Source organism: Sphingosinicella xenopeptidilytica (assembly GCF_042676985.1).
GTDB lineage: Bacteria > Pseudomonadota > Alphaproteobacteria > Sphingomonadales > Sphingomonadaceae > Sphingosinicella > Sphingosinicella xenopeptidilytica.
This window is the reverse complement of record NZ_JBHTIK010000015.1, coordinates 421,463-440,312: the sequence shown is the minus strand read 5'-3', so window position 1 is coordinate 440,312 and position 18,850 is coordinate 421,463. Positions and strand designations below refer to the sequence as shown.

At 64.6% G+C, this 18,850-nt stretch carries 22 protein-coding genes; 14 read left to right on the top strand and 8 right to left on the bottom strand.

The genetic code is table 11. From position 1 onward, the window contains the following. The first annotated feature begins 19 nt into the window (after positions 1-19). Positions 20-2,143: a transglycosylase domain-containing protein gene (locus tag ACFQ00_RS18845; RefSeq protein ID WP_381494608.1), complete on the top strand. Its 2,124-nt coding sequence runs from the start codon at positions 20-22 to the stop codon at positions 2,141-2,143. On the opposite strand, the gene ACFQ00_RS18840 is transcribed toward ACFQ00_RS18845, so the two are convergent. The 3 genes from ACFQ00_RS18840 to pgsA are packed head-to-tail and all read right to left on the bottom strand — an operon-like array spanning position 2,140 to position 3,390. Beyond that, positions 2,140-2,580, bottom strand: a complete 441-nt coding sequence (locus ACFQ00_RS18840; protein ID WP_381494604.1) for a molybdenum cofactor biosynthesis protein MoaE — start codon at positions 2,578-2,580, stop codon at positions 2,140-2,142. The genes ACFQ00_RS18845 and ACFQ00_RS18840 overlap by 4 nt on opposite strands. Beyond that, positions 2,577-2,828, bottom strand: coding sequence for a molybdopterin converting factor subunit 1 (gene moaD / locus ACFQ00_RS18835; RefSeq protein ID WP_381494601.1), 252 nt, complete (start codon positions 2,826-2,828; stop codon positions 2,577-2,579). Before moaD ends, ACFQ00_RS18840 begins: the two co-directional genes overlap by 4 nt. 4 nt (positions 2,829-2,832) lie before the next feature. Continuing rightward, positions 2,833-3,390 carry a CDP-diacylglycerol--glycerol-3-phosphate 3-phosphatidyltransferase gene (gene pgsA / locus ACFQ00_RS18830; protein ID WP_381495297.1) on the bottom strand — a complete coding sequence of 186 codons (558 nt, stop codon included), beginning with the start codon at positions 3,388-3,390 and terminating at the stop codon, positions 2,833-2,835. 57 nt (positions 3,391-3,447) lie between these two features. Between pgsA and ACFQ00_RS18825 the strand changes: the two genes are divergently transcribed. Then, positions 3,448-4,119 carry a nitroreductase gene (locus tag ACFQ00_RS18825; RefSeq protein WP_381494598.1) on the top strand — a complete coding sequence of 224 codons (672 nt, stop codon included), beginning with the start codon at positions 3,448-3,450 and terminating at the stop codon, positions 4,117-4,119. Then, positions 4,116-4,595: a hypothetical protein gene (locus ACFQ00_RS18820; protein ID WP_381494595.1), complete on the top strand. Its 480-nt coding sequence runs from the start codon at positions 4,116-4,118 to the stop codon at positions 4,593-4,595. Before ACFQ00_RS18825 ends, ACFQ00_RS18820 begins: the two co-directional genes overlap by 4 nt. Here ACFQ00_RS18820 and ACFQ00_RS18815 read toward each other — a convergent pair. Genes ACFQ00_RS18815 through uvrC form a run of 3 tightly spaced genes read right to left on the bottom strand, consistent with a single transcriptional unit; the run spans position 4,592 to position 7,673 of the window. After that, positions 4,592-4,987 (bottom strand): MAPEG family protein, encoded by a 396-nt coding sequence (locus ACFQ00_RS18815; protein WP_381494593.1) that lies wholly within the window; start codon positions 4,985-4,987, stop codon positions 4,592-4,594. The two genes, ACFQ00_RS18820 and ACFQ00_RS18815, sit on opposite strands and share 4 nt — an antisense overlap. A gap of 24 nt (positions 4,988-5,011) precedes the next feature. Further along, positions 5,012-5,704: a glutathione S-transferase family protein gene (locus ACFQ00_RS18810; protein ID WP_381494591.1), complete on the bottom strand. Its 693-nt coding sequence runs from the start codon at positions 5,702-5,704 to the stop codon at positions 5,012-5,014. A gap of 49 nt (positions 5,705-5,753) precedes the next feature. Continuing rightward, positions 5,754-7,673 (bottom strand): excinuclease ABC subunit UvrC, encoded by a 1,920-nt coding sequence (gene uvrC / locus ACFQ00_RS18805; protein ID WP_381494588.1) that lies wholly within the window; start codon positions 7,671-7,673, stop codon positions 5,754-5,756. A gap of 147 nt (positions 7,674-7,820) precedes the next feature. Between uvrC and ACFQ00_RS18800 the strand changes: the two genes are divergently transcribed. Both ACFQ00_RS18800 and ACFQ00_RS18795 read left to right on the top strand, forming a co-directional pair. Next, positions 7,821-8,636 (top strand): SDR family NAD(P)-dependent oxidoreductase, encoded by an 816-nt coding sequence (locus ACFQ00_RS18800; RefSeq protein WP_381494585.1) that lies wholly within the window; start codon positions 7,821-7,823, stop codon positions 8,634-8,636. Further along, positions 8,633-9,046, top strand: coding sequence for a dihydroneopterin aldolase (locus tag ACFQ00_RS18795; RefSeq protein ID WP_381494582.1), 414 nt, complete (start codon positions 8,633-8,635; stop codon positions 9,044-9,046). The genes ACFQ00_RS18800 and ACFQ00_RS18795 overlap by 4 nt, the downstream gene beginning before the upstream one ends. Here the strand turns inward: ACFQ00_RS18795 and ACFQ00_RS18790 are convergent. Continuing rightward, complete coding sequence (locus ACFQ00_RS18790) at positions 9,034-9,852, bottom strand: hypothetical protein (RefSeq protein ID WP_381494579.1); 819 nt, start codon at positions 9,850-9,852, stop codon at positions 9,034-9,036. The genes ACFQ00_RS18795 and ACFQ00_RS18790 overlap by 13 nt on opposite strands. Before the next feature lie 314 nt (positions 9,853-10,166). Here ACFQ00_RS18790 and ACFQ00_RS18785 point away from each other — a divergent pair, with 314 nt between their 5' ends. The 4 genes from ACFQ00_RS18785 to ACFQ00_RS18770 all read left to right on the top strand — a co-directional run bounded on the left by ACFQ00_RS18785 (position 10,167) and on the right by ACFQ00_RS18770 (position 12,683). Next, entirely contained in the window at positions 10,167-10,817 is a 651-nt protein-coding gene (locus tag ACFQ00_RS18785) for an energy transducer TonB (RefSeq protein ID WP_381494576.1), read from the top strand. A gap of 144 nt (positions 10,818-10,961) precedes the next feature. Next, a complete protein-coding gene (locus ACFQ00_RS18780) occupies positions 10,962-11,699 on the top strand; it encodes a MotA/TolQ/ExbB proton channel family protein (protein WP_381495294.1) in 738 nt (245 codons plus the stop codon). A 77-nt stretch (positions 11,700-11,776) separates the two neighbouring features. After that, positions 11,777-12,244 carry an ExbD/TolR family protein gene (locus tag ACFQ00_RS18775; RefSeq protein ID WP_381494573.1) on the top strand — a complete coding sequence of 156 codons (468 nt, stop codon included), beginning with the start codon at positions 11,777-11,779 and terminating at the stop codon, positions 12,242-12,244. Positions 12,245-12,263: 19 nt separating this feature from the next. After that, positions 12,264-12,683, top strand: a complete 420-nt coding sequence (locus tag ACFQ00_RS18770; protein ID WP_381495291.1) for an ExbD/TolR family protein — start codon at positions 12,264-12,266, stop codon at positions 12,681-12,683. A gap of 82 nt (positions 12,684-12,765) precedes the next feature. Here the strand turns inward: ACFQ00_RS18770 and ACFQ00_RS18765 are convergent, their stop codons facing one another. Beyond that, complete coding sequence (locus ACFQ00_RS18765; RefSeq protein WP_381494570.1) at positions 12,766-13,986, bottom strand: polyhydroxyalkanoate depolymerase; 1,221 nt, start codon at positions 13,984-13,986, stop codon at positions 12,766-12,768. A 165-nt stretch (positions 13,987-14,151) separates the two neighbouring features. Between ACFQ00_RS18765 and ACFQ00_RS18760 the strand changes: the two genes are divergently transcribed. The 5 genes from ACFQ00_RS18760 to ACFQ00_RS18740 all read left to right on the top strand — a co-directional run bounded on the left by ACFQ00_RS18760 (position 14,152) and on the right by ACFQ00_RS18740 (position 18,791). Further along, on the top strand, positions 14,152-14,946 hold the full coding sequence (locus tag ACFQ00_RS18760) for a 3-hydroxybutyrate dehydrogenase (protein WP_381494566.1): 795 nt from the start codon (positions 14,152-14,154) through the stop codon (positions 14,944-14,946). After that, positions 14,943-15,701 (top strand): SDR family NAD(P)-dependent oxidoreductase, encoded by a 759-nt coding sequence (locus ACFQ00_RS18755; RefSeq protein WP_381494563.1) that lies wholly within the window; start codon positions 14,943-14,945, stop codon positions 15,699-15,701. Before ACFQ00_RS18760 ends, ACFQ00_RS18755 begins: the two co-directional genes overlap by 4 nt. 96 nt (positions 15,702-15,797) lie before the next feature. Then, complete coding sequence (locus tag ACFQ00_RS18750) at positions 15,798-16,130, top strand: hypothetical protein (protein WP_381494559.1); 333 nt, start codon at positions 15,798-15,800, stop codon at positions 16,128-16,130. A 41-nt stretch (positions 16,131-16,171) separates the two neighbouring features. Continuing rightward, positions 16,172-17,953, top strand: coding sequence for an ABC transporter transmembrane domain-containing protein (locus ACFQ00_RS18745; RefSeq protein ID WP_381494556.1), 1,782 nt, complete (start codon positions 16,172-16,174; stop codon positions 17,951-17,953). Position 17,954: 1 nt separating this feature from the next. Next, positions 17,955-18,791 carry a c-type cytochrome gene (locus ACFQ00_RS18740; protein ID WP_381494553.1) on the top strand — a complete coding sequence of 279 codons (837 nt, stop codon included), beginning with the start codon at positions 17,955-17,957 and terminating at the stop codon, positions 18,789-18,791. The last annotated feature ends 59 nt before the right edge of the window (positions 18,792-18,850 follow it).

Genomic DNA, 18,850 nt, shown 5'->3' with positions numbered 1-18,850 from the left:
TGAGAATGGCGACTCCGCAATGATATTCCGCCGCCCGCGCGTCGAGTCGCTCGATCCGGATGATTACCGCGCATGGTCCGCCGAGTTTGGCGGAGAGGAGGCCCCCCCTCCCGACGAGCCCCAGAAACCCCGCCGACGCTGGCTGCGCTGGCTCCCCAAGATCGCGGCGGGCGTGTTGCTCGTGTTCTTCGGCATCGTCGCGTGGCTCGCGATCACGGCGCCGCTCGGCAAGGCGCTCGAACCGCTGGAAACGCCCGCGCTGGTGCTGACTGCGGCCGACGGCACGCCGATCGCGCGCCGGGGCAGTTTCAAGGCCGAGCCGGTCGACGTGACGAAGCTGCCCGATCATGTCGGTGAGGCGTTCGTCGCGATTGAGGACCGGCGCTTCTACGATCACATCGGCATCGACATTCGCGGCATCCTCCGCGCCGCGCAGGCGAACGCGGCGGCGGGCCGCGTGGTGCAGGGCGGCTCCACGATCACGCAGCAGCTCGCCAAGACGAGCTTCCTCAGCCTCGACCGTAGCCTGACGCGCAAGGCGCAGGAGGTGATCATCGCCTTCTGGCTGGAAGCCTGGCTGACCAAGGACGAGATCCTCTCGCGCTACCTCTCCAGCGTCTATTTCGGCGATGGCGCCTATGGCCTGCGCGCGGCGTCGGAGCAGTATTTCAGCAAGGAGCCCGAGCAGCTGACGCTCGGCGAGGCGGCGATGCTGGCGGGTCTCGTGAAGGCGCCCTCGCGGCTCGCGCCGACCAATAACTATGAAGCGGCGCGCGAACGCGGAAAGCTCGTCATCGCCGCGATGAAGGAACAGGGGCTCATTACCGACGCCGAGTGGCGCGGCGCCCGGCGCGCGGCGCTGCTTCCGGGCCGGAAAGGCCTGCCGACCGGGAGTTATTTCGCCGACTGGGCCTGGGGTGAGGCCGCGAACAGCGCGCCCGACACGTTCGGCGAGGTGAAGGTCGCGACCACGCTCGACAGCCGCCTGCAGAAGCTCGCCGAGCGCGTCGTGAAGCGCAATCTCGACCGTGCGGGCTGGCACAATGTCGGCGAGGCGGCGATCGTCGCCATGCATCCGGACGGCCGCGTCGTCGCGATGGTCGGCGGCCGGGACTACCAGAAGAGCGAATTCAATCGCGCCGTGCAGGCGAAGCGGCAGCCGGGTTCCGCGTTCAAGCTGTTCGTCTACCTCGCCGCGCTGCGCAGCGGCATGGACGTCGACACCGAGATCGAGGACGAGCCCGTCACCATCGGCGACTGGAGCCCCAAGAACAACGACGGCAAATACCGCGGCCCCATCACGCTGAAGCGCGCATTCGCGCTGTCCTCCAACGTCGCGGCGGCAAGGCTGGCGAACGAAGTGGGGGCAGGGGCGATCCGCAAGGCGGCGCGCGACCTGGGCATCAAGGACGAGATCGGCGACGACCTCACCATCGCGCTCGGCACCTCGACGATGTCGCTGCTCGATCTCACTTCGGCGTATGCGTCGGTTGCGGGCGGCACGCCGCCGGTCGTGCCCTATGCGGTCTCGGCGCCGCCGCGTGAGGAAGGCGTGATGTCACGCCTGCGCGCGCTCGGTGGCGACAGCCTCCCCGAACGTGCTGCACTGCGCGAGATGATGCGCGCAACGATCGACTACGGCACGGGTACGCGCGCGAAGCTGCCGGTCGCGGCCTTCGGCAAGACCGGCACGACGCAGGATTCGCGCGACGCGATCTTCGTGGGTTTCGCGGGCGATCTCGTCGTCGGCGTTTGGGTCGGCAACGACGACAATTCGCCGATGAAGGGCGTGCTCGGCTCCACAATGCCGGCCGTGATGTGGCACGAGTTCATGATGGAAGCTCTGCCGGAAGTCCGCCAAATCTCGGAGCGTCAGGCCGAAGAGCGGCGCGCGCGCGAGGAGGCGGACGCCGCCGCGCAGGTCGATCTCTCGGTCCTGCTCGGGCCGGACGCGGAGGCGGTGATGCGCGGCGAACAGATTGATGTCGCGCGGGCGGCGGCGCTGCTCGGGCAGCTCGGCAATGTCATCGCCAATACGCCGGAGGATGCGGAGGGTATTCGTGCCGCCGCGCGCGCTCTTTCGGACCGGATCAACAAGGCGGTTACGGAAGACGCGCCGGCAGAGCCGCCGGCCACACCCTAACGCCAGCGATCGCGCGCGGCGTCGTCTTCGGCCCTGGCCTCCACCCACCGGCTTTCGCCGCCGGTTTCCTCTTTCTTCCAGAACGGCGCGCCCGTCTTCAGGTAGTCCATGATGAAGGCGCACGCCGCGAAAGCGTCGCCGCGGTGCGCGGCGGCGATGGCGACGAGCACGATGGGATCGCCGGGAAGCAGCCTGCCGTGCCGGTGAATGACCGTTCCGTCCAGCAGCGGCCAACGCCCTGCAGCCTCGGCGGCGATGGCTTCAAGGGCCTTCGCGGTCATCGCGGGATAATGTTCCAGCGTCATCGCCTCGATCTCGCCGCCGCGCACGAGGCCGACGAAGCTGGCGACGGCACCGATATCGGTGCGCCCGTCCGAAAGCGCGTGGGTCTCTGCTCCCAGATCGAAGGCTTCGGTCTGGACGCGGACGGTGATCATCCGCCGGTCACGGGCGGGAAGATGGCAAGCTCCGCGCCTTCGCGAAGCGCCGCGTCGGCATCGACGAAATCCTGATCGAGCGCGAAGCGCAGGCGGTGCGGCTCGGCGAATGCGGACGCATAGCCGTCGCCGAGCGCGGAAAGCGCCGTGAGCGCTTCGCCGACCGTGTGTGCCGCAAGGTCGCGCGTTTCGCCATCAAGGCCGATGCGTTCACGCACCCATGCGAAATAGAGGAGATCGAGCTTCACCGGTTCAGGCCATGTGCTTGAGGCCGACCCTCAGATAGTCGTAGCCCGTGACGAGCGTGAGGATCGCGGCCGCCCAGAGCGAGGCAACGCCCACTTCATAAGCCGGGAGCCACGTGAACCTGATCTCCGCCGCGCCCGCGAGGATCAGCGCGCCGATCGATATCATCTGAAACGCGGTCTTCCACTTGGCGAGCTGGCTGACAGGCACGGAAACTTGGATCCCGGCGAGATATTCGCGAAGCCCCGAAACCGTGATCTCGCGGATGAGGATGATGATCGCGGCAATCACGGTCCAGCCGCGAACGATATTGTTCTCGACCAGCATGATGATCGCGCCCGCCACCATGATCTTGTCCGCGATCGGATCGAGAAACACGCCGAGCTTCGAGACCGTACCCTGCGCGCGCGCCAGATATCCATCCAGATAATCGGTTGCGCCGGCGATGCAGAAGACAACGAAGGCAACGAGATAGCCAAGCCAGCTCGCATTCCACATCAGGATGACCAGAAGCGGCACCGCGAGGATGCGCGAGAGCGTGAGCAGATTGGGGAGGCTGGACAGCATGGGCGGACGTTAGGCTATCGTATGCGCCTGCTCAACATGGCTTTGGGAGATGAAGTGGACGTCAGCGAAGCAATCGCAACCCGGCGCTCGGTGCGCGGCTTTCTCGATCGGCCCGTCGATCCCGCGTTGCTGCGCGAGATCATCGAGAAGGCGGCGCGTGCGCCTTCGGGCGGCAACCTGCAGCCGTGGCACATCTACGTCGTCGGCGGCGACGAACTGACGCGGCTGAAGGAGATCATGGCGGGGCGTATCGTCGAAGCGCCGCGCGGCGAGGACATGGAATACGACATCTACCCCAAGGCGCTCGGCGAACCTTATGCCTCTCGCCGTTTTCAGGTCGGCGAGGAGATGTACGGCCATGTCGGGATTCCGCGCGAAGATCGGGAAGCGCGGCGGCGCTGGTTTGCGCGCAACTTCATGTTCTTCGGCGCGCCGGTCGCGCTGTTTTGCTACGTGAGCCGCACGATGGGGCCGCCGCAATGGTCCGATCTCGGCATGTATCTCGAAAACGTGATGCTGCTGCTGCGCGAGGCGGGACTCGATTCCTGCCCGCAGGAATGCTGGGCGATGTATCCCAAGACGATCGGCACGTTTCTCGGCGCGCCGGACGCATGGATGCTGTTCACCGGCATGGCGATCGGCTGGAAAGATCCCGACGACCCGGCCAACAAGCTCCATGCGAAGCGCGTACCGCTCGCCGAATTCGCGGAGTTCAGGGGTTTATGAAGCGCGTCGCCGCGCTTGCGATGTTGCTGCTCGTCGCAGCCTGCGCCACGCGGGCGCCAACTTACAATCGCGGCTGGGCGATCTTCGATGCCGAGCCGTCAGAGGGCAATGCCGTGAAGCTGGTCTACGGCGTGCCGAACAGCGATGATCTGGACCTGTTCGCGGTTTGCGACCGTGACGCCAAGGTCTTCGAACTTGCGTTCTTCACGGCGGATTCGGATCGGTCCGTGGCGGAAGGGACGCGTACCCAGCTTCTCATCGGGCCGCCGAATCGAATCACGCCGCTGATGGCGTCGGTCCAGTATCATTCCTCGGGCGAGATGATGGTCGTCGCGCGGGCCAGCGTGCCGCCGACCTTCGTGCGCGACTGGGTCGGCAAGCGTGTAACGCTGGCGGGGCAGGGGACAGCGATGACGCTGCTTGCCCGCCCCGACAAGGCGTTGATCGAGGATTTCCTGAAGCGTTGCGGCGGTTAGCGGACCAGGTCGATCACTACGGCGACAATCGCGCCGACCAGTGCTGCGAGGCTGGCGAGGCTCGAGATGAGGAAACCCGCGCCGCGCTTTTCCGCATCCTTGATGTAGCCGATCACATAAGCGATTCGGCCCACCACCCAGGCCGCCGAATAGATGCCGCCCCAAAGGTCGCCGAACAGCGTCGCCACGATCCAGACGAGCGGCAGGAAAAGGACGATCTGCTCCATCGTGTTCTGGTGGGCGCGGAAGGCGCGCTCGAACTCGGGATGGCCTGTGACGGCGGGTGCCTTGACACCGTGCTTGCCGCGCGCCTGCCCGACCGGGATCGACGCCCATACGAAAACGGCCAGCGCGGCGAGCGTGCCGAGCAGCGTCAGCGGGTACATCTGCATTGTTTCCCCCCTCCTTGAAGGCGATCAGGCGGGCTTGCCCGTCACCACGATCTTGCGTGCCTGTTCGGCGAATTTCTTGGCCGAATCCTCATCGTCGTCGCGAATCCGCGCGCGCATGTCCTCGGGCACGGTGATGCCCTTCTGCACACCGGGGCGCGCCATGATCGCTTCAAGCCAGCGCTGGAGGTTCGGCAGGCCGTCGATCGGGATGCCCGACCATTTGTGCGTGCGCACCCAGCACCAGTTGGCCATGTCTGCGATCGAATAGTCGCCCGCGAGATATTCGGTGCGCGAAAGCTGACGCTCCAGCACTTCGAACAGGCGGCGGCCTTCGTTCTGATAGCGGTCGATCGCGGGCTGAATCTTTTCGGGGAAGTAGCGGTAGAAGACGTTCGCCTGACCCATCATCGGGCCGATGCCGCCCATCTGGAACATCAGCCACTGCTCGACACGGCTCTGTGATTTGGCATCGGTGCCATAGAATTTGCCGGAAAGCCGGGCGAGGTAGAGCATGATCGCGCCCGATTCGAAGATCGGGAAATCGTCGTGGACGAGCGCCGGGATGCGGCCGTTCGGGTTGATCTCCAGGAACCAGTCCTGCTTCTGCACACCGCCGGTGAGGTCGATCTTCTCGAATTCGTAATCGAAGCCCATTTCTTCGAGCGCGACCGAGGCCTTGTAACCGTTCGGCGTCGCTGCGGTGTAGAGCTTCATCATACGGAACGCCTCCCCAAAGGCCCGATTCGAGTCGCGCTCACGTTAGCCTTTATCCGCGCGGATGGAAGTGGTCGTAGATCGCCTCGGCCATCGCCTTCGAAATGCCCGGCGCGGCCATCAGCGATTCGAGCGCGGCGGAGCGCACGGCCTTCGCCGTGCCGAAGTGCATCAGCAGCGCGCGCTTCCGGGTCGGGCCGATGCCGGGCACGTCGTCGAGCGGATTCGCGGCGATCGCCTTGCTGCGCTTGGCGCGGTGCGCGCCGATGGCGAAGCGGTGCGCCTCGTCGCGCAGGCGCTGGAGGTAGAACAGCACCGGCGAATTGAGCGGCAGGGTGAGTTCGCGGCCGTCCATCAGGTGGAACACCTCGCGCCCGGCGTTCCTGTCCGGCCCCTTGGCGACGCCGACGAGCGTCACGTCATCGATGCCCTGCTCGGCGAGGATATCCATGGCCGCAGACAGCTGCCCCTTGCCGCCGTCGATGAGCACGAGATCGGGCCAGTCCGAGCCCTTGCGGTCGGGGTCTTCCTTGCCCAGCCGCGCGAAGCGGCGGCCCAGAACGTGGCGCATCATGCCGAAATCGTCGCCGGGCGTGATCGATGCGTCCTTGATGTTGAACTTGCGGTAGCTGTTCTTGAGAAAACCCTCGGGCCCCGCGACGATCATGCCGCCGCCCGCATTGCTGCCCTGAATGTGGCTGTTGTCGTAGACCTCGATGCGACGCGGCGGTTCGGGCAGCTCGAAGATGTCGGCAAGCTCGGCGAGCAGCTTCGTTTGCGTCGCACCCTCGGCGAGGTTGCGGTCGAGCGCCTCGACGGCGTTGCGCGCTGCCTGATCGACGAGGCGTTTGAGCGCGCCGCGCTGCGGTTGGCGGATCGCGACCTTGCGGGGGCCGCGGCTGGAGAGCGCCTCCGCGATCAGTTCGCATTCGGTGGGCAGGCGGTCGACGAGGATTTCGGGCGGCAGCGGCATGTCCTCGTAGAACTGCACGATGAAGCTGCCCAGCACCTCCTCGGGCGTGCTGCCCGCCGTGTTCTTCGGGAAGAAGGCGCGATGGCCCCAGTTCTGGCCACCCCGGATGAAGAACGCCTGGATCGAGAACTGCCCGGCCTTTTCGGCGAGCGCGATGACATCGACGTCCTTCACGCCTTCCGCGGTGCCGGTCTGGCCCTGGATGTAGGTGAGCGCGCGCAGGCGGTCGCGGTAGACCGCGGCGAGCTCATAATCCTGCTTCTCGGCCGCGAACTGCATCGCTTCGCCGAGCTTGCGCTGCACGGCCTGGCTTTTGCCCGCAAGGAAGTCCTTCGCGTCTCCGACGAGTTCCGCGTAGCCCGCCGCGTCGATCCGGTCGACGCAGGGCGCCGAGCAGCGGCGGATCTGGTGGAGCAGGCAGGGGCGGGCGCGATTCGCCATGAAGCTGTCCGAACAGCTTCGCAGGAGGAACACCTTCTGAAGCGCGTTCAGCGTGCGATTGACCGCGCCCGCGCTCGCAAACGGTCCGAAGTAGACGCCTTTGCCCTTCCGCGCCCCTCGATGTTTGGAGATGCGCGGGAAAGCATGATCCTCGTTGAGGAAGATGAACGGAAAACTCTTGTCGTCGCGCAGCAGCACGTTGAACGCGGGCCGGAAGCGCTTGATGAGCTGCGCTTCGAGCAGCAGCGCCTCCGCCTCGCTCGCGGTGGTGACGATCGTCATCGCGCGCGTCAGCGACACCATGCGCTGCAGCCGCTTCGGCAGTCGCGCGACCTGCGTGTAGTTGGTCACGCGGTTCTTCAGGCTCCGCGCCTTGCCGACGTAGAGCACATCGCCGCCCGCATCGAGCATCCGATAGACGCCGGGGCGCACCGGCAGCGTCTTCAGCACGTTGCGGATCGCCGCCACACCCGCGTCGAGATCAGGCGTGTCGCGCCCGCGCACGGCATAGGTCGCCTGCTCCTCGGAAAAGCGATCAATCTGCGGGGGTTCAGCCATCGCCTTCAGATGTAGGCGAGGGATGCGGCGCTCTCAACTGTCACGGAAATGACTTGTCCCCGACGCCTGTGGATAAGTCTCTGGAGATGTCCCGCTCACCGGCGCTGGCACTGACGCGTCTCGACTGCCGAAAAAAAGGGCAGCGGCTTGCCCGTTGGTACGCCGGCGGGTAAGCGCTCGCCGATGACACCCGAGTTCGGCACTTCTGCAAGCGCGCTTGTCACCGGCGGCGCGAAACGCATCGGCGGGGCGCTGTCGCGGGCGCTCGCGGCGGACGGCTGGCACGTCCACGTGCACTGCAACGAATCGGTGGCCGCGGCGGAAGCGCTCGTCGCCGAAATCCGCGCGGGGGGCGGCAGCGCGTCGATCGTCCGCGCGGACCTTGCGGATGCGGAGGCGTGCCGCACGCTGTTCGACCGGTTGGAGCCCGGAAACCCGCCGGTTTCCTTGCTTGTCAACAACGCTTCCGTTTTTCGCTACGACACGCAGGCGGACTTCAGCGCTGCACAGTGGGACGAGCAGATCGATGTGAACCTGCGTGCGCCGGCGCTGCTGACGCAGCAGTTCGCGGCGCATTGCGCTGGGCGGAACGGCCTCGTCATCAATCTGCTCGACGCGAAGGTCGCTGCCCCGAATCCCGATTTCTACAGCTACACGGTGAGCAAGCTCGGCCTTGCCGGCCTCACCGAACTGCAGGCGAGGGCGCTTGCGCCCAATATCCGCGTGAACGGCATCGCACCTTCGGTGACGTTGGTCAGCGGCCCGCAGACGCGGGAGAACTTCGATCGCGCGCATGTGTATAACCCGCTGCGGCGCGGCGTGCTGGTGGAGCATGTTGTCATGACGATGCAATATTTGATCGCCCTTCCAACCCTAACGGGCCAGGTGATCGTGCTCGATGCCGGGCAGCGTATGCTCGGTATGCCGCGCGACGTCGCCTTCATGGTGGGAGAGGGCGCATGAGCCCCGCGCCGCGCGGCCTCGTTCCCGAAGCGCTGGCGCCGAAGGCGCGGCGGATTCGGCTGCACGGCTATGAACTGCTCGTCGATATCGGCTTTCACAGCTTCGAGGTCGGCGCGCCGCAGCGGCTGCGCGTCGATGTCGATCTCTGGGTGGACGAGGCGTCGTTTCCCACCGACGATCAGGTGAAAAGTGCGTGGAACTACGATTTCCTGCGTGAAACCGTGAAGACGCTGGCGGCTTCGCGGCGTTTCAACCTGCAGGAAACCTTCTGCCGCGCGGTCTACGACATCATCGCGGCGCGCAAGGGCGTGCTGGCGCTGCGCGTCGCCACCGCGAAGCCCGACATCTATCCCGACTGCGATTTCGTGGGCGTCGAGCTGTCGTCGCTGCCGATGGCTTATTCCGAATAGGCCCGGTCGCAGGCGCCGAGCGAATCGAGCACGAAACGATAGTCCGTCTTCGCGGCGTCGGCAGTTTCCGAATCGAGTGTCGATGTGCTCGCGGCGGGCAGGCTGCGGGGCAGGCTGCAGGCAAGCCGATACCAGAGCAGGCTGCCATCCTTCACGCCGGCGGCGGCATCGTCGATGATATCGCCCGTGGCCACGCTGAACGCTTTCGGTTGGCCGGGGCGTGACAGCACGACCAGCGACATTGGTTCGCCCGCCTTCGTCTGGATGAAAATCTGGCTTTCGGATTCGCCCGGAAGGCTGCCGGGGACGTGGAAGGCCTGCCCGAGCCCGGAAATCTGCATGTCGCGAATGTCTGGAGCCGTGACGGCTTCGGCTGCGACGGCGCGCACATAGGCGTCGCGCTCGGCGGTCCAATCCACCTGCGCCCACGGACGGACGAGCTGGTACTGCGCTTCACGGCCCCCCGGCGCCAGGAACAGCAGAACGGGAAGTCCCTTGAGTTTCGGCGCCTTTCCACGCGGATCGGCACCGATATCGACGAGATACTCGATATTTTTCGGAACGAATCCCGGCGCGATCAGAACGTTGCTGATTTCGGCGGTGATCAGGAAGCGGCGGAAGCCGGGCGCGAGGCCGGGGGACAGTTTTTCGCTCAGTCTCGAGGCCTTGGTGACCGTCGCGCGGACGATGATCGGCGCTTCGGTGGTCAACGCTACGAGGTCCGCCCGCCCCGGGTTCGCGGACACGCCGGTAAGCGGAATCAGTGCCCCGGAGAGGAGAAGCGCAAAAAAAGCCCACAGACGCATCCGGTCGTCCCTTTTGTTATGAAATCGAACAAAATCCATATTTGCTGGCAGCTTAACGTATTTGAGCCATGTTTGACATGACCGTGGCATGAATTGGGCAAGCGGCCAATCGCGCCACAACCCTGCCACAAAGCAGTTGCGGGTATAGGGCGCCCAAGCTAGTAGGTCGCTCAGGGACGGTTTGAGCCGGTTTTCAACCGCTTCATGAGCGTTGCAAAAAGGGATAAGATTGCGGTCAAAGCCGCAACTGGTTTCTGATCGATTCTTATGGGATCGATGGTTAAGGGTCAGCTAAGAGGGAGTAACCCGCGTCCATGGCATATGCAGATCAAGGCGTAAGCTCAAAGCGCATGGTCTCCTTGGCGCTCGTTGCGCTACTCCACGCCGTTCTCGGCTACGCCTTCATAAGTGGCCTTGCGCTGCGTGTGGTTAAGGTCGTGACGGGTCCGATGGAGACGTTCGAGGTCGAGGAGCCCACGGTCGATGAAGAGCCGCCGCCTCCGCCGCCGGAACTCGAAGAGATTCCGCCGTATGTTCCACCGCCGGAAGTGATCGTCGAGACGATCGCACCGCCGCAGCCGACGATTACGATTCAGACCGAAACGCCGCGTCCGGATCCGCCTCGTGTTGCGCCGCCGGCACCTCCCGCACCGCCGCCTGCCGGTCCGACCACGCGTGCACAGCCGAGGGGGCGCCTTGGCGCCACCATCACGGCTGACGATTATCCGCAAGCCTCGATCCGTGCAGAGGAAGAGGGCTCGGTGGTTGCGCGCTACACCATCGATGTCGATGGCAAGATCGTGAAGGGCAGCTGTTCGATTCAGACATCGAGCGGCTTCAACCGCCTCGATACCCAGACTTGCAGCCTGATCGAGCGGCGCTTCCGGTTCAATCCGGCGCAGCAGAACGGCCAGCCGGTTCAGGAGACGCGCAGCCAGGCGTTCCGTTGGCAGATTCCGAAATAAGCAGGATGTCGCCGTGGGCCGGGCAAGACCGGCCTGCGGCCTTTCCGTTTTCAAACCAACATTTCTATTCAGTCTAGGGGACTACACATGAAGAACTTTGTTTCGCGCGCCAGCCTCACGGCAAGTGTTGCGCTCGGCACGCTGATGGTTTCGGCTCCGGCGTTTGCGGCGGAAGAGATCGCGACCGAAAACCCGTACGGCCTCCGCGCCGCGCTCGAGCAGGGCGGTCCGATCGCCCAGGGCACGTTCGCCATTCTCGTGCTGATGTCGCTGACCTCGTGGTACGTCATCTTCACGAAATGGTGGGACCAGCGGAAGCTGCTCATCGAAGCCAAGGAACTGGACAAGAAGTTCTGGTCGGCGCCGAGCCTGAAGGACGGCGCAGCCAAGCTCGACAAGAACTCGGCTTTCCGTCAGATCGTCGACGATGGCCTGCGCGCTGCCGATCATCATGAAGGCCGCCTCACGGACAGCATCGACAAGAACGAGTGGGTGACGATGTCGATGGCGCGCTCGACGCATGCGATCAACGGTCGCCTGCAGAGCGGCCTTGCCTGGCTCGCGTCGGTGGGTTCGACCTCGCCGTTCGTCGGTCTGTTCGGTACCGTCGTCGGTATCTACCGCGCGCTCATCAACATCGGCGTCGCCGGTCAGGCCTCGATCGACAAGGTCGCGGGTCCGGTCGGTGAGGCGCTCATCATGACCGCGCTCGGCCTTGCCGTGGCCGTTCCGGCCGTGCTCGGCTACAACTGGCTGATCCGCCGCAACAAGGACGTTCAGGACCGCCTGAACAACTTCTCGGCCGACGTGCATGGCTACATGATGTCGGGTTCGCGCGTGGCACGCACGGGCGTGACTCCGGCTGCGGCTCCGAAGGCCTGATCGTACGAAGGGGGTGTCGGCGGTTCTGCTGCCGCGCCCCCTCCCGATTTGTTTGATATCAGGAAGGATCGCTAGACATGGCGATGCAAGTAGGACCCTCGGACGACGATGACGCGCCGATGGCGGACATCAACACGACGCCCCTGGTGGACGTCATGTTGGTTATGCTCATCATCTTCCTCATCACCGTTCCCGTGGTCATCCAGACCGTGCCGCTCGAACTTCCCAAAGTGAGCAGCATGCCGACGACGACGAAGCCGGAAAACGTGCTGATCGCGGTCAACAACTCCGGTGACATTTTCTGGGGTGTGCAGCGTCTCGACAGCAAGCAGGAGCTCTTCGACAAGGCGGTTACGCACCTGAAGAAGGAAATCGAGCGTCAGGAGAAGGCCGGTACACCGATTGAACTGCCTGAAGTCCATATCCGCGGCGACGCGGGCACGGAGTTCAGCAACATCGGCGGCGTCATCTACACGATGCAGCGTGCCGGTTTCGTGAAGGTGGGCTTCATTTCAGAACCGCCCGCCGGTTCTGTCAGCCGCTAAGGAAACCAAAACTATGGCAATGAACGTAGGAGGCGGAGCCGAAGGCGGCGAAATGGTGGACATCAACACCACGCCGCTGATCGACGTGATGCTGGTGCTCCTCATCATGTTCATCATCACGATTCCGATCCAGACGCACGCGGTGAAGCTCGACCTCCCGTCGAACCAGAACCAGCCGCAGAACTCTCAGGTCGATCCGGTGATCAACCGCGTGAGCATCGACTTCCTGAACACGATCTACTGGAACGATCAGGAAGTGGACCTTGCGACGCTGCGCACGTATTTCAACGACGCGGCCCGCATGGAGCCTCAGCCCGAAATCCATCTGAAGCCCGACGCGCTGTCGCGCTACGACGTTGTGAACAACGTCATGGCGCAGGCGCAGATGTCTGGCGTCACCAAGATCGGTTTCGTCGGCAACGAGGCCTACGCCAACTAGGGCGAGGTCTCCGATCCAAAAGAAGAGGGGCGGACTTTCGGGTCCGCCCCTTTTTTTGTCTGCGCGTGTTAGGCGGGATGAGTCAGTCGTGCTTCGCGATGAAGTCCTCGACGACGGGCGCAATCTTCTCGCGCCAGCGGCGTCCGTTGAAGATGCCGTAGTGGCCGACCTCCATGGCAAGCAGGTAAGTCTTCTTCGTGTCGGGAAGCGCGGTCGCGAGCGTCAGTGCGGCCTTCGTTTGTCCGACGCCGGAGATGTCATCGCGCTCGCCTTCCACGGCCAGCAGCGCGACATCGGTGATTGCGCCGGGGTCGATCCGCGTGCCGCGATGCATGAACTCGCCCTTGGGCAGCAGATGGCGCTGGAACACGGCATCCACTGTTTGCAGGTAGAATTCTGCGGTCATGTCGCAGACGGCGCGGTACTCGTCGTAGAAGGCCTTGGTCGAATCGGCGCTTTCGCCGTCGCCGACGACGAGATGTTTGAACATCTCCCAGTGGCTCATCATGTGGTTGCCGAGGTTCATCGACATGAAGCCGGCCAGCTGCAGGAAGCCCGGATACACGCGCCGTCCGGCACCGGCGTAGATCGGCGGCACGGTGGTGATGGCGTTGTGCTCGAACCAGCTGTGCTGGCGTCCGGTGGCCAGGGTGTTGACCTCGGTCGGCGCCTCGCGCGTATCGATCGGCCCGCCCATCATGGTCAGCGAGCGCGGCCGTGCCTTGTGTTTCTTCGCGGACATCAGCGCCGCCGCCGCATAGGCAGGCACCGAAGGCTGGCACACGGCGATCATGTGCGTGCCGGGGCCGATGTGTTCGAGGAAGGCGACGATGTAGTCGATGTATTCGTCGAGATCGAAGCGGCCTTCATCGAGCGGGACGAGCTTCGCGTCGCGCCAGTCGGTGATGTAAACGTCATGGCCGGGGATCATGCGCTCCACCGTGCCGCGCAGCAGTGTTGCGTAGTGGCCGGACATCGGCGCGACGATAAGCAGCTTTGGCCCTGCCGCCACGCCATTCTGCTTCACGAAATGCTTGAGCTGCCCGAACGGCAGGCGGAAGCTGATCTCTTCATGCACGGCGACATCGGCGTCGCCGATCTTGACGCTGTGGATGCCGAATTCCGGCTTGCCGCGCGGTGCCGAAGCGTGGGCGAACACGTCGAGTGCGGATGCGATCACGGGGCTCATGCCGATGTAGGCGAGCGGATTCGAAGGATGCGCGAGCCAGTTGGCCCCAAGGCTGGCGAAGGCGCTGGCCCCGGCCATCATGGAACGATGCAGCTCGTAGCTGTGATAAATCATTGCAATACCCCGCTCAGAAAGCCGGCGTTTTCATCGAACACCGATCGTTTCCCGCGCAGCTTACCCCGTGCAAATCGCGAGTCCATCGATTATTGCATTGCACAATGAGCGGGCCGTTAACGACGGTTCTGCAAGCGATTCGCAAATGCTGCAAAGGAGAACGCCATGACCGCCAGAACGCTTCAGGGCCGCGTCGCCCTTGTCACCGGTTCGACGAGCGGAATCGGACTCTCGGTCGCGCGCGGCATGGCCGCCGCGGGTGCGAACATCGGCATCAACGGTTTCGGCGATGTCGACGCGATCGAACGCGAGCGCGCCGCGATCGAGGCGGACTTCGGCGTGCGCTGCGTGTTCCTGCCCGCAGATCTCTCCAAGGGCGCCGAAGCGACGAAACTCGTCGTCGATTGCACGGCCGCGCTCGGCGGGGTCGACATCCTCGTCAACAATGCCGGCATCCAGTATGTCGCCCCGGTCGATGAGTTCCCGGCGGCGAAGTGGGAGGCGATCATCGCGATCAACCTTTCCGCTGCTTTCTACACGACGCAGGCGGCGCTCCCGGCGATGAAGGCGAAGAACTGGGGCCGCATCATCAACATCGCGTCGGCGCACGGCCTCGTCGCCTCGCCGTTCAAGGCGGCCTACGTGTCGGCAAAGCACGGCATCGTCGGTCTCACCAAGACGGCGGCGCTCGAACTCGCCGAAACCGGTATCACGGTGAACGCGATCTGCCCCGGCTACGTGCGCACGCCGCTCGTCGCCGGGCAGGTGGCTGATCAGGCGAAGGTGCACAATATGTCGGAGGAGGAGGTCGTGCGGAACGTCATCCTCGCCGCGCAGCCCAACAAGCGCTTCATCGAGCCCGAGGAAGTCGCAGACTTCGCCGTGTTCCTCGCGGGCGAGACCGGGCGTTCGTTCACCGGCGACATCCTGTCGATCGACGGCGGCTGGACCGCGCGGTGAGTTTTCCCGCAGGCGCCTCGGTCCTCATCACCGGCGCCGCATCCGGTATCGGCAAGGCAACGGCCGAGCGGCTCCATGCCGAAGGCGTCCGGCGTTTCGCGCTGATCGACATAGACAGTGCCGAGCCGACGCTCCCCGGCGCCGATATCCTGCAGCTCACCGGCAATGTCGCAGACCCATCCACCTGGGAAGAAGCCGAACGCGCCATCACGCACCGTTTCGGTCGGCTCGATCTCGCCGTCGTCAACGCCGGAGTCTCCGGCGCCGGCCCGATCGCCGACCTCGCGTTCGAAGAATGGCGCCGTGTGCTCTCCGTAAATCTCGACGGCGCCTTCCTCACGCTGCGCACGGCGATGCGACTGATCCCCGGGGCCGGTGCAATCGTGATCGTATCCTCAATCTCCGGGATCAAGGCCGAGCCCGGCGTCGCTGCCTACGGGGCGTCCAAGGCGGCGGCCGCACACCTGGCAAAGGTTGCCGCAAAGGAAGGCGCGCCACGCGGGCTCCGCGTGAACGCAATCTTGCCGGGCGGGGTCGACACGCCGATATGGAACGGCATGGATTTCTTCGAGGCTATGGTCCTCGATCTTGGCAGCCGTGAAGCGGCGCTAAAGGCAATGGCCTCCACCGCAACTCCGCTCGGGCGCTTCGCAACCGCGGACGAGATTGCGGGACAGATCGCATTCCTGCTTTCGGACGGTGCAGCGACGATCACCGGCGCACTCCTGACGAGCGATGGTGGGTATTCACTGTAGGTTGTGTCTGTCACGAAAAATTCACGGGCACTTTTCCGAAACCGGAAACCATTGAGCGGCAATGCGGGCGTGTGATCCATCTCGCAGGAGCGGTGCGTGCGTCTGTTCATTGTGTTTCTGGTTTTGGCAGGCGTGGCGCCGGCGGCGGCTGCGACAACGTGGCCCGAGGCAGCCTCTGGGGTGATGCGGGCGGCGCAGGCGATGCCGCGCTCGGCGGTGGTGCGGCGTGCGACCTGCGTGGCACGGGTGCGGGTTGCAGTGGACGGCAACGGGCTCATTACGCGCTACGACATCGTGAAACCGTGTGCAGAGCCGATCCTCACGCGCTCCACCGATGACCTTTTCTTCAAGGTCGGCCAGCTGCCGCCGCCGCCCGCGCGGCGCCCGGCAAACCTTGAGATCGAAGTGCACTGGCCGCCAAAGGGCTGACCGGCATTGAGCGTGAGCGCGGGCACTGCTAATCCGCCGCAATGAGCACCAGCGAGTCCGGCAAAGAGCCAAAGGAAAAGCGTTCCCTCAGCAACCTGCAGTTGCTCTGGAGCTTTGCGCGACGTTATCCTGTGCAGGTGACGGCGTTCTTCGTCTCGCTGTTCATCGCCGCGCTCGCGACGCTGGCGATTCCGCGCAGTTTCCAGCGTATCGTCGACAACGGCTTCGGTGCGGAAACGGACACGACGATCGCGCCCTACTTCTACGGTATGCTTGGCGTGGTCGCCGTGCTCGGTATCGCCACGGCGGTGCGCTTCTACTACGTGTCGTGGCTTGGCGAGCGGGTCGTGGCCGATCTGCGGCAGAGCGTACACGCTAATCTCCTGACGCTCGATCCGGCCTTCTTCGAGGAAAATCGCCCCTCAGAGATCGCCTCGCGGCTGACGGCGGACACCGCGATCATCGAGCAGGTGGTAGGCACGAGCCTGTCGATGGCGCTTCGAAACGTCATCCTCGGTATCGGCGGCGTGATCTACCTGTTCACGATCAGCCCGAAGCTGACCGGAATGCTGCTGCTCGGTATCCCGCTTGCAGTGTTGCCGATGGCGCTGATGGGGCGCCGTGTTCAGGCACTGTCGCGTAGCTCGCAGGACAATGTCGCAAGCGTCGGCACGATCGTAAGCGAGGTGCTCGGCGCGATCCGCATCGTGCAGGCGTTCACGCAGGAACGGAACGAAGTTGCGCGTTTCACGCGTGCCGTGGAATCGACGTTCGCGGCGGCGCGGCGACGCATCCGGATGCGCGCGCTGCTGACCGCCATCGTCATCACCATCATCTTCGGCGGCATTACGATGGTGCTGTGGGAAGGCGCGACCGACGTGATCGACGGGGTGATGACGGGCGGCGAAATCACCGCGTTCGTGCTCACCGCCGCGATCGTGGCGGGTGCTTTCGGTGCGCTCACAGAAGTTTACGGCGACGTGATGCGCGCGACGGGCGCAGCTGGCCGCATGATGGAACTGCTGAATGCAGTGCCGCAGATAACGGCGCCCGCGAACCCCATGGCACTGCCACAACCGCCGGTGGGCCGCGTGACTTTCGACAATGTCAGCTTCCGCTATCCGACGCGAAAAGACACGGCGGCCCTCAGCGACTTCTCCCTGGACATCGCGCCCGGCGAGACCGTTGCGGTGGTCGGGCCTTCGGGTGCCGGTAAATCGACATTGTTCCAGCTGATTCAGCGCTTCTACGATCCCGAGAACGGCACCGTGCGCGTGGACGGCGTATCGCTTCGCGACGCGGATCCCTCCGCCGTGCGCGGCCGCATCGCGATGGTGCCGCAGGAAAGCGTTGTGTTCGCCGAGAGCGCCTACAACAACATCCTTTATGGCCGTCCGGACGCGACTGAGGCCGAGGTTTGGGCCGCGGCGGACGCAGCGAACGCTTCGGAATTCCTGCGCGCGCTGCCGGAGGGTATCCACACCTTCCTGGGCGAGGCGGGGACGCGGCTTTCGGGCGGGCAGCGCCAGCGGCTTTCGATCGCGCGCGCAGTGCTGCGCAATGCACCAATCCTGCTGCTCGACGAGGCAACCTCGGCGCTCGATGCCGAAAGCGAGCGGCTGGTACAGGAAGCGCTCGACCGGCTGATGCGGGGGCGCACGACGCTGGTGATCGCGCACCGCCTTGCCACGGTGCGCGGCGCGGATCGTATCGTCGTGATGGAAGATGGGCGGATCGTGGGGCAGGGACGGCACGATGAGCTCATGACTAGCGGCGGCCTCTACGCCCGGCTTGCGCGCCTGCAATTTGAGGATGCGGCCTGAGATGGCAGGCCGCGGCCGAGCGCTTTTGCGTTGGGCTGCGATTTCGGTTGCCATCCCTGTTGGCCTCGCAGGCGTGGCGGCTGCGGCGGTCTATGCGATTGGAGAGATGCGGCTCGATAAGCGCTTCGAAGCTGTGCCGGTAACGCCGCTGCGCGTTTCAAAAGGTAACGCGCAGGAGGGCGCGCGGCTGGTGAGGGTGCTCGGCTGCGCCGGCTGCCACGGCACTTCTCTGGCTGGAGAGGATTTTTACGGCACCGCCGCGCCGAACCTCACCCGTATGGCACGCTCTTACGACCGCGATCATTTCGCACGACTGCTGCGTACCGGGGTGCGCGCGGATGGGACGAGTGTGGTGTGGGCGATGCCGTCCGATTTCTTCGCGAAGCTCGCCGACGATCAGATCGCCCATATTTATGCCTATCTGCGATCCATCCCGCAGGCCAAGGACGCGGTGGGGCCGCGCCGCTTCGGGCTTGCTGAGCGCTTTGCGTTTCTCACCGGCTCGTTGTTCTTGTCCGCCGAGGTCTCGCGGCCCGAGCAGCCGGCTGCAATTGCACCCAAGGCATCCGAGTCCGGCTTCGGGGCCTATTTCACCAGTGTGGCTTGCGCGGAGTGCCACGGGTTTGACCTTGCCGGGGGTGATGGGACGCCGCCACTGGCGCTCGCTATTCAAGCCTACACACCGGAGACGTTCGCGGCCTTCCTCAAGACCGGCAAGACGGCGGGAGGGATGGACAATCTGATGATGTCCGGCGTTGCGCGTGGGCGGTTAAGTGTTCTGACAAACGGGGAAGTCAGCGCCTTGTATACGTACCTCTCAGGGCTTCCAGTGGAATAGCCGCAATATGTATTGTAACTGATAATCGTTCGCGTTAACGCTGCTGCCGATCAGGAAAG

Excerpts from the sequence above, each read along its gene's own strand:
- ACFQ00_RS18845 (WP_381494608.1), top strand. The coding sequence starts at position 20 with ATGATATTCCGCCGCCCGCGCGTCGAGTCGCTCGATCCGGATGATTAC.
- ACFQ00_RS18840 (WP_381494604.1), bottom strand. The coding sequence starts at position 2,580 with ATGATCACCGTCCGCGTCCAGACCGAAGCCTTCGATCTGGGAGCAGAG.
- ACFQ00_RS18820 (WP_381494595.1), top strand. The coding sequence starts at position 4,116 with ATGAAGCGCGTCGCCGCGCTTGCGATGTTGCTGCTCGTCGCAGCCTGC.
- ACFQ00_RS18815 (WP_381494593.1), bottom strand. The coding sequence starts at position 4,987 with ATGCAGATGTACCCGCTGACGCTGCTCGGCACGCTCGCCGCGCTGGCC.
- ACFQ00_RS18810 (WP_381494591.1), bottom strand. The coding sequence starts at position 5,704 with ATGATGAAGCTCTACACCGCAGCGACGCCGAACGGTTACAAGGCCTCG.
- uvrC (WP_381494588.1), bottom strand. The coding sequence starts at position 7,673 with ATGGCTGAACCCCCGCAGATTGATCGCTTTTCCGAGGAGCAGGCGACC.
- ACFQ00_RS18795 (WP_381494582.1), top strand. The coding sequence starts at position 8,633 with ATGAGCCCCGCGCCGCGCGGCCTCGTTCCCGAAGCGCTGGCGCCGAAG.
- ACFQ00_RS18790 (WP_381494579.1), bottom strand. The coding sequence starts at position 9,852 with ATGCGTCTGTGGGCTTTTTTTGCGCTTCTCCTCTCCGGGGCACTGATT.
- ACFQ00_RS18785 (WP_381494576.1), top strand. The coding sequence starts at position 10,167 with ATGGCATATGCAGATCAAGGCGTAAGCTCAAAGCGCATGGTCTCCTTG.
- ACFQ00_RS18780 (WP_381495294.1), top strand. The coding sequence starts at position 10,962 with ATGGTTTCGGCTCCGGCGTTTGCGGCGGAAGAGATCGCGACCGAAAAC.
- ACFQ00_RS18775 (WP_381494573.1), top strand. The coding sequence starts at position 11,777 with ATGGCGATGCAAGTAGGACCCTCGGACGACGATGACGCGCCGATGGCG.
- ACFQ00_RS18770 (WP_381495291.1), top strand. The coding sequence starts at position 12,264 with ATGAACGTAGGAGGCGGAGCCGAAGGCGGCGAAATGGTGGACATCAAC.
- ACFQ00_RS18765 (WP_381494570.1), bottom strand. The coding sequence starts at position 13,986 with ATGATTTATCACAGCTACGAGCTGCATCGTTCCATGATGGCCGGGGCC.
- ACFQ00_RS18760 (WP_381494566.1), top strand. The coding sequence starts at position 14,152 with ATGACCGCCAGAACGCTTCAGGGCCGCGTCGCCCTTGTCACCGGTTCG.
- ACFQ00_RS18745 (WP_381494556.1), top strand. The coding sequence starts at position 16,172 with ATGAGCACCAGCGAGTCCGGCAAAGAGCCAAAGGAAAAGCGTTCCCTC.
- ACFQ00_RS18740 (WP_381494553.1), top strand. The coding sequence starts at position 17,955 with ATGGCAGGCCGCGGCCGAGCGCTTTTGCGTTGGGCTGCGATTTCGGTT.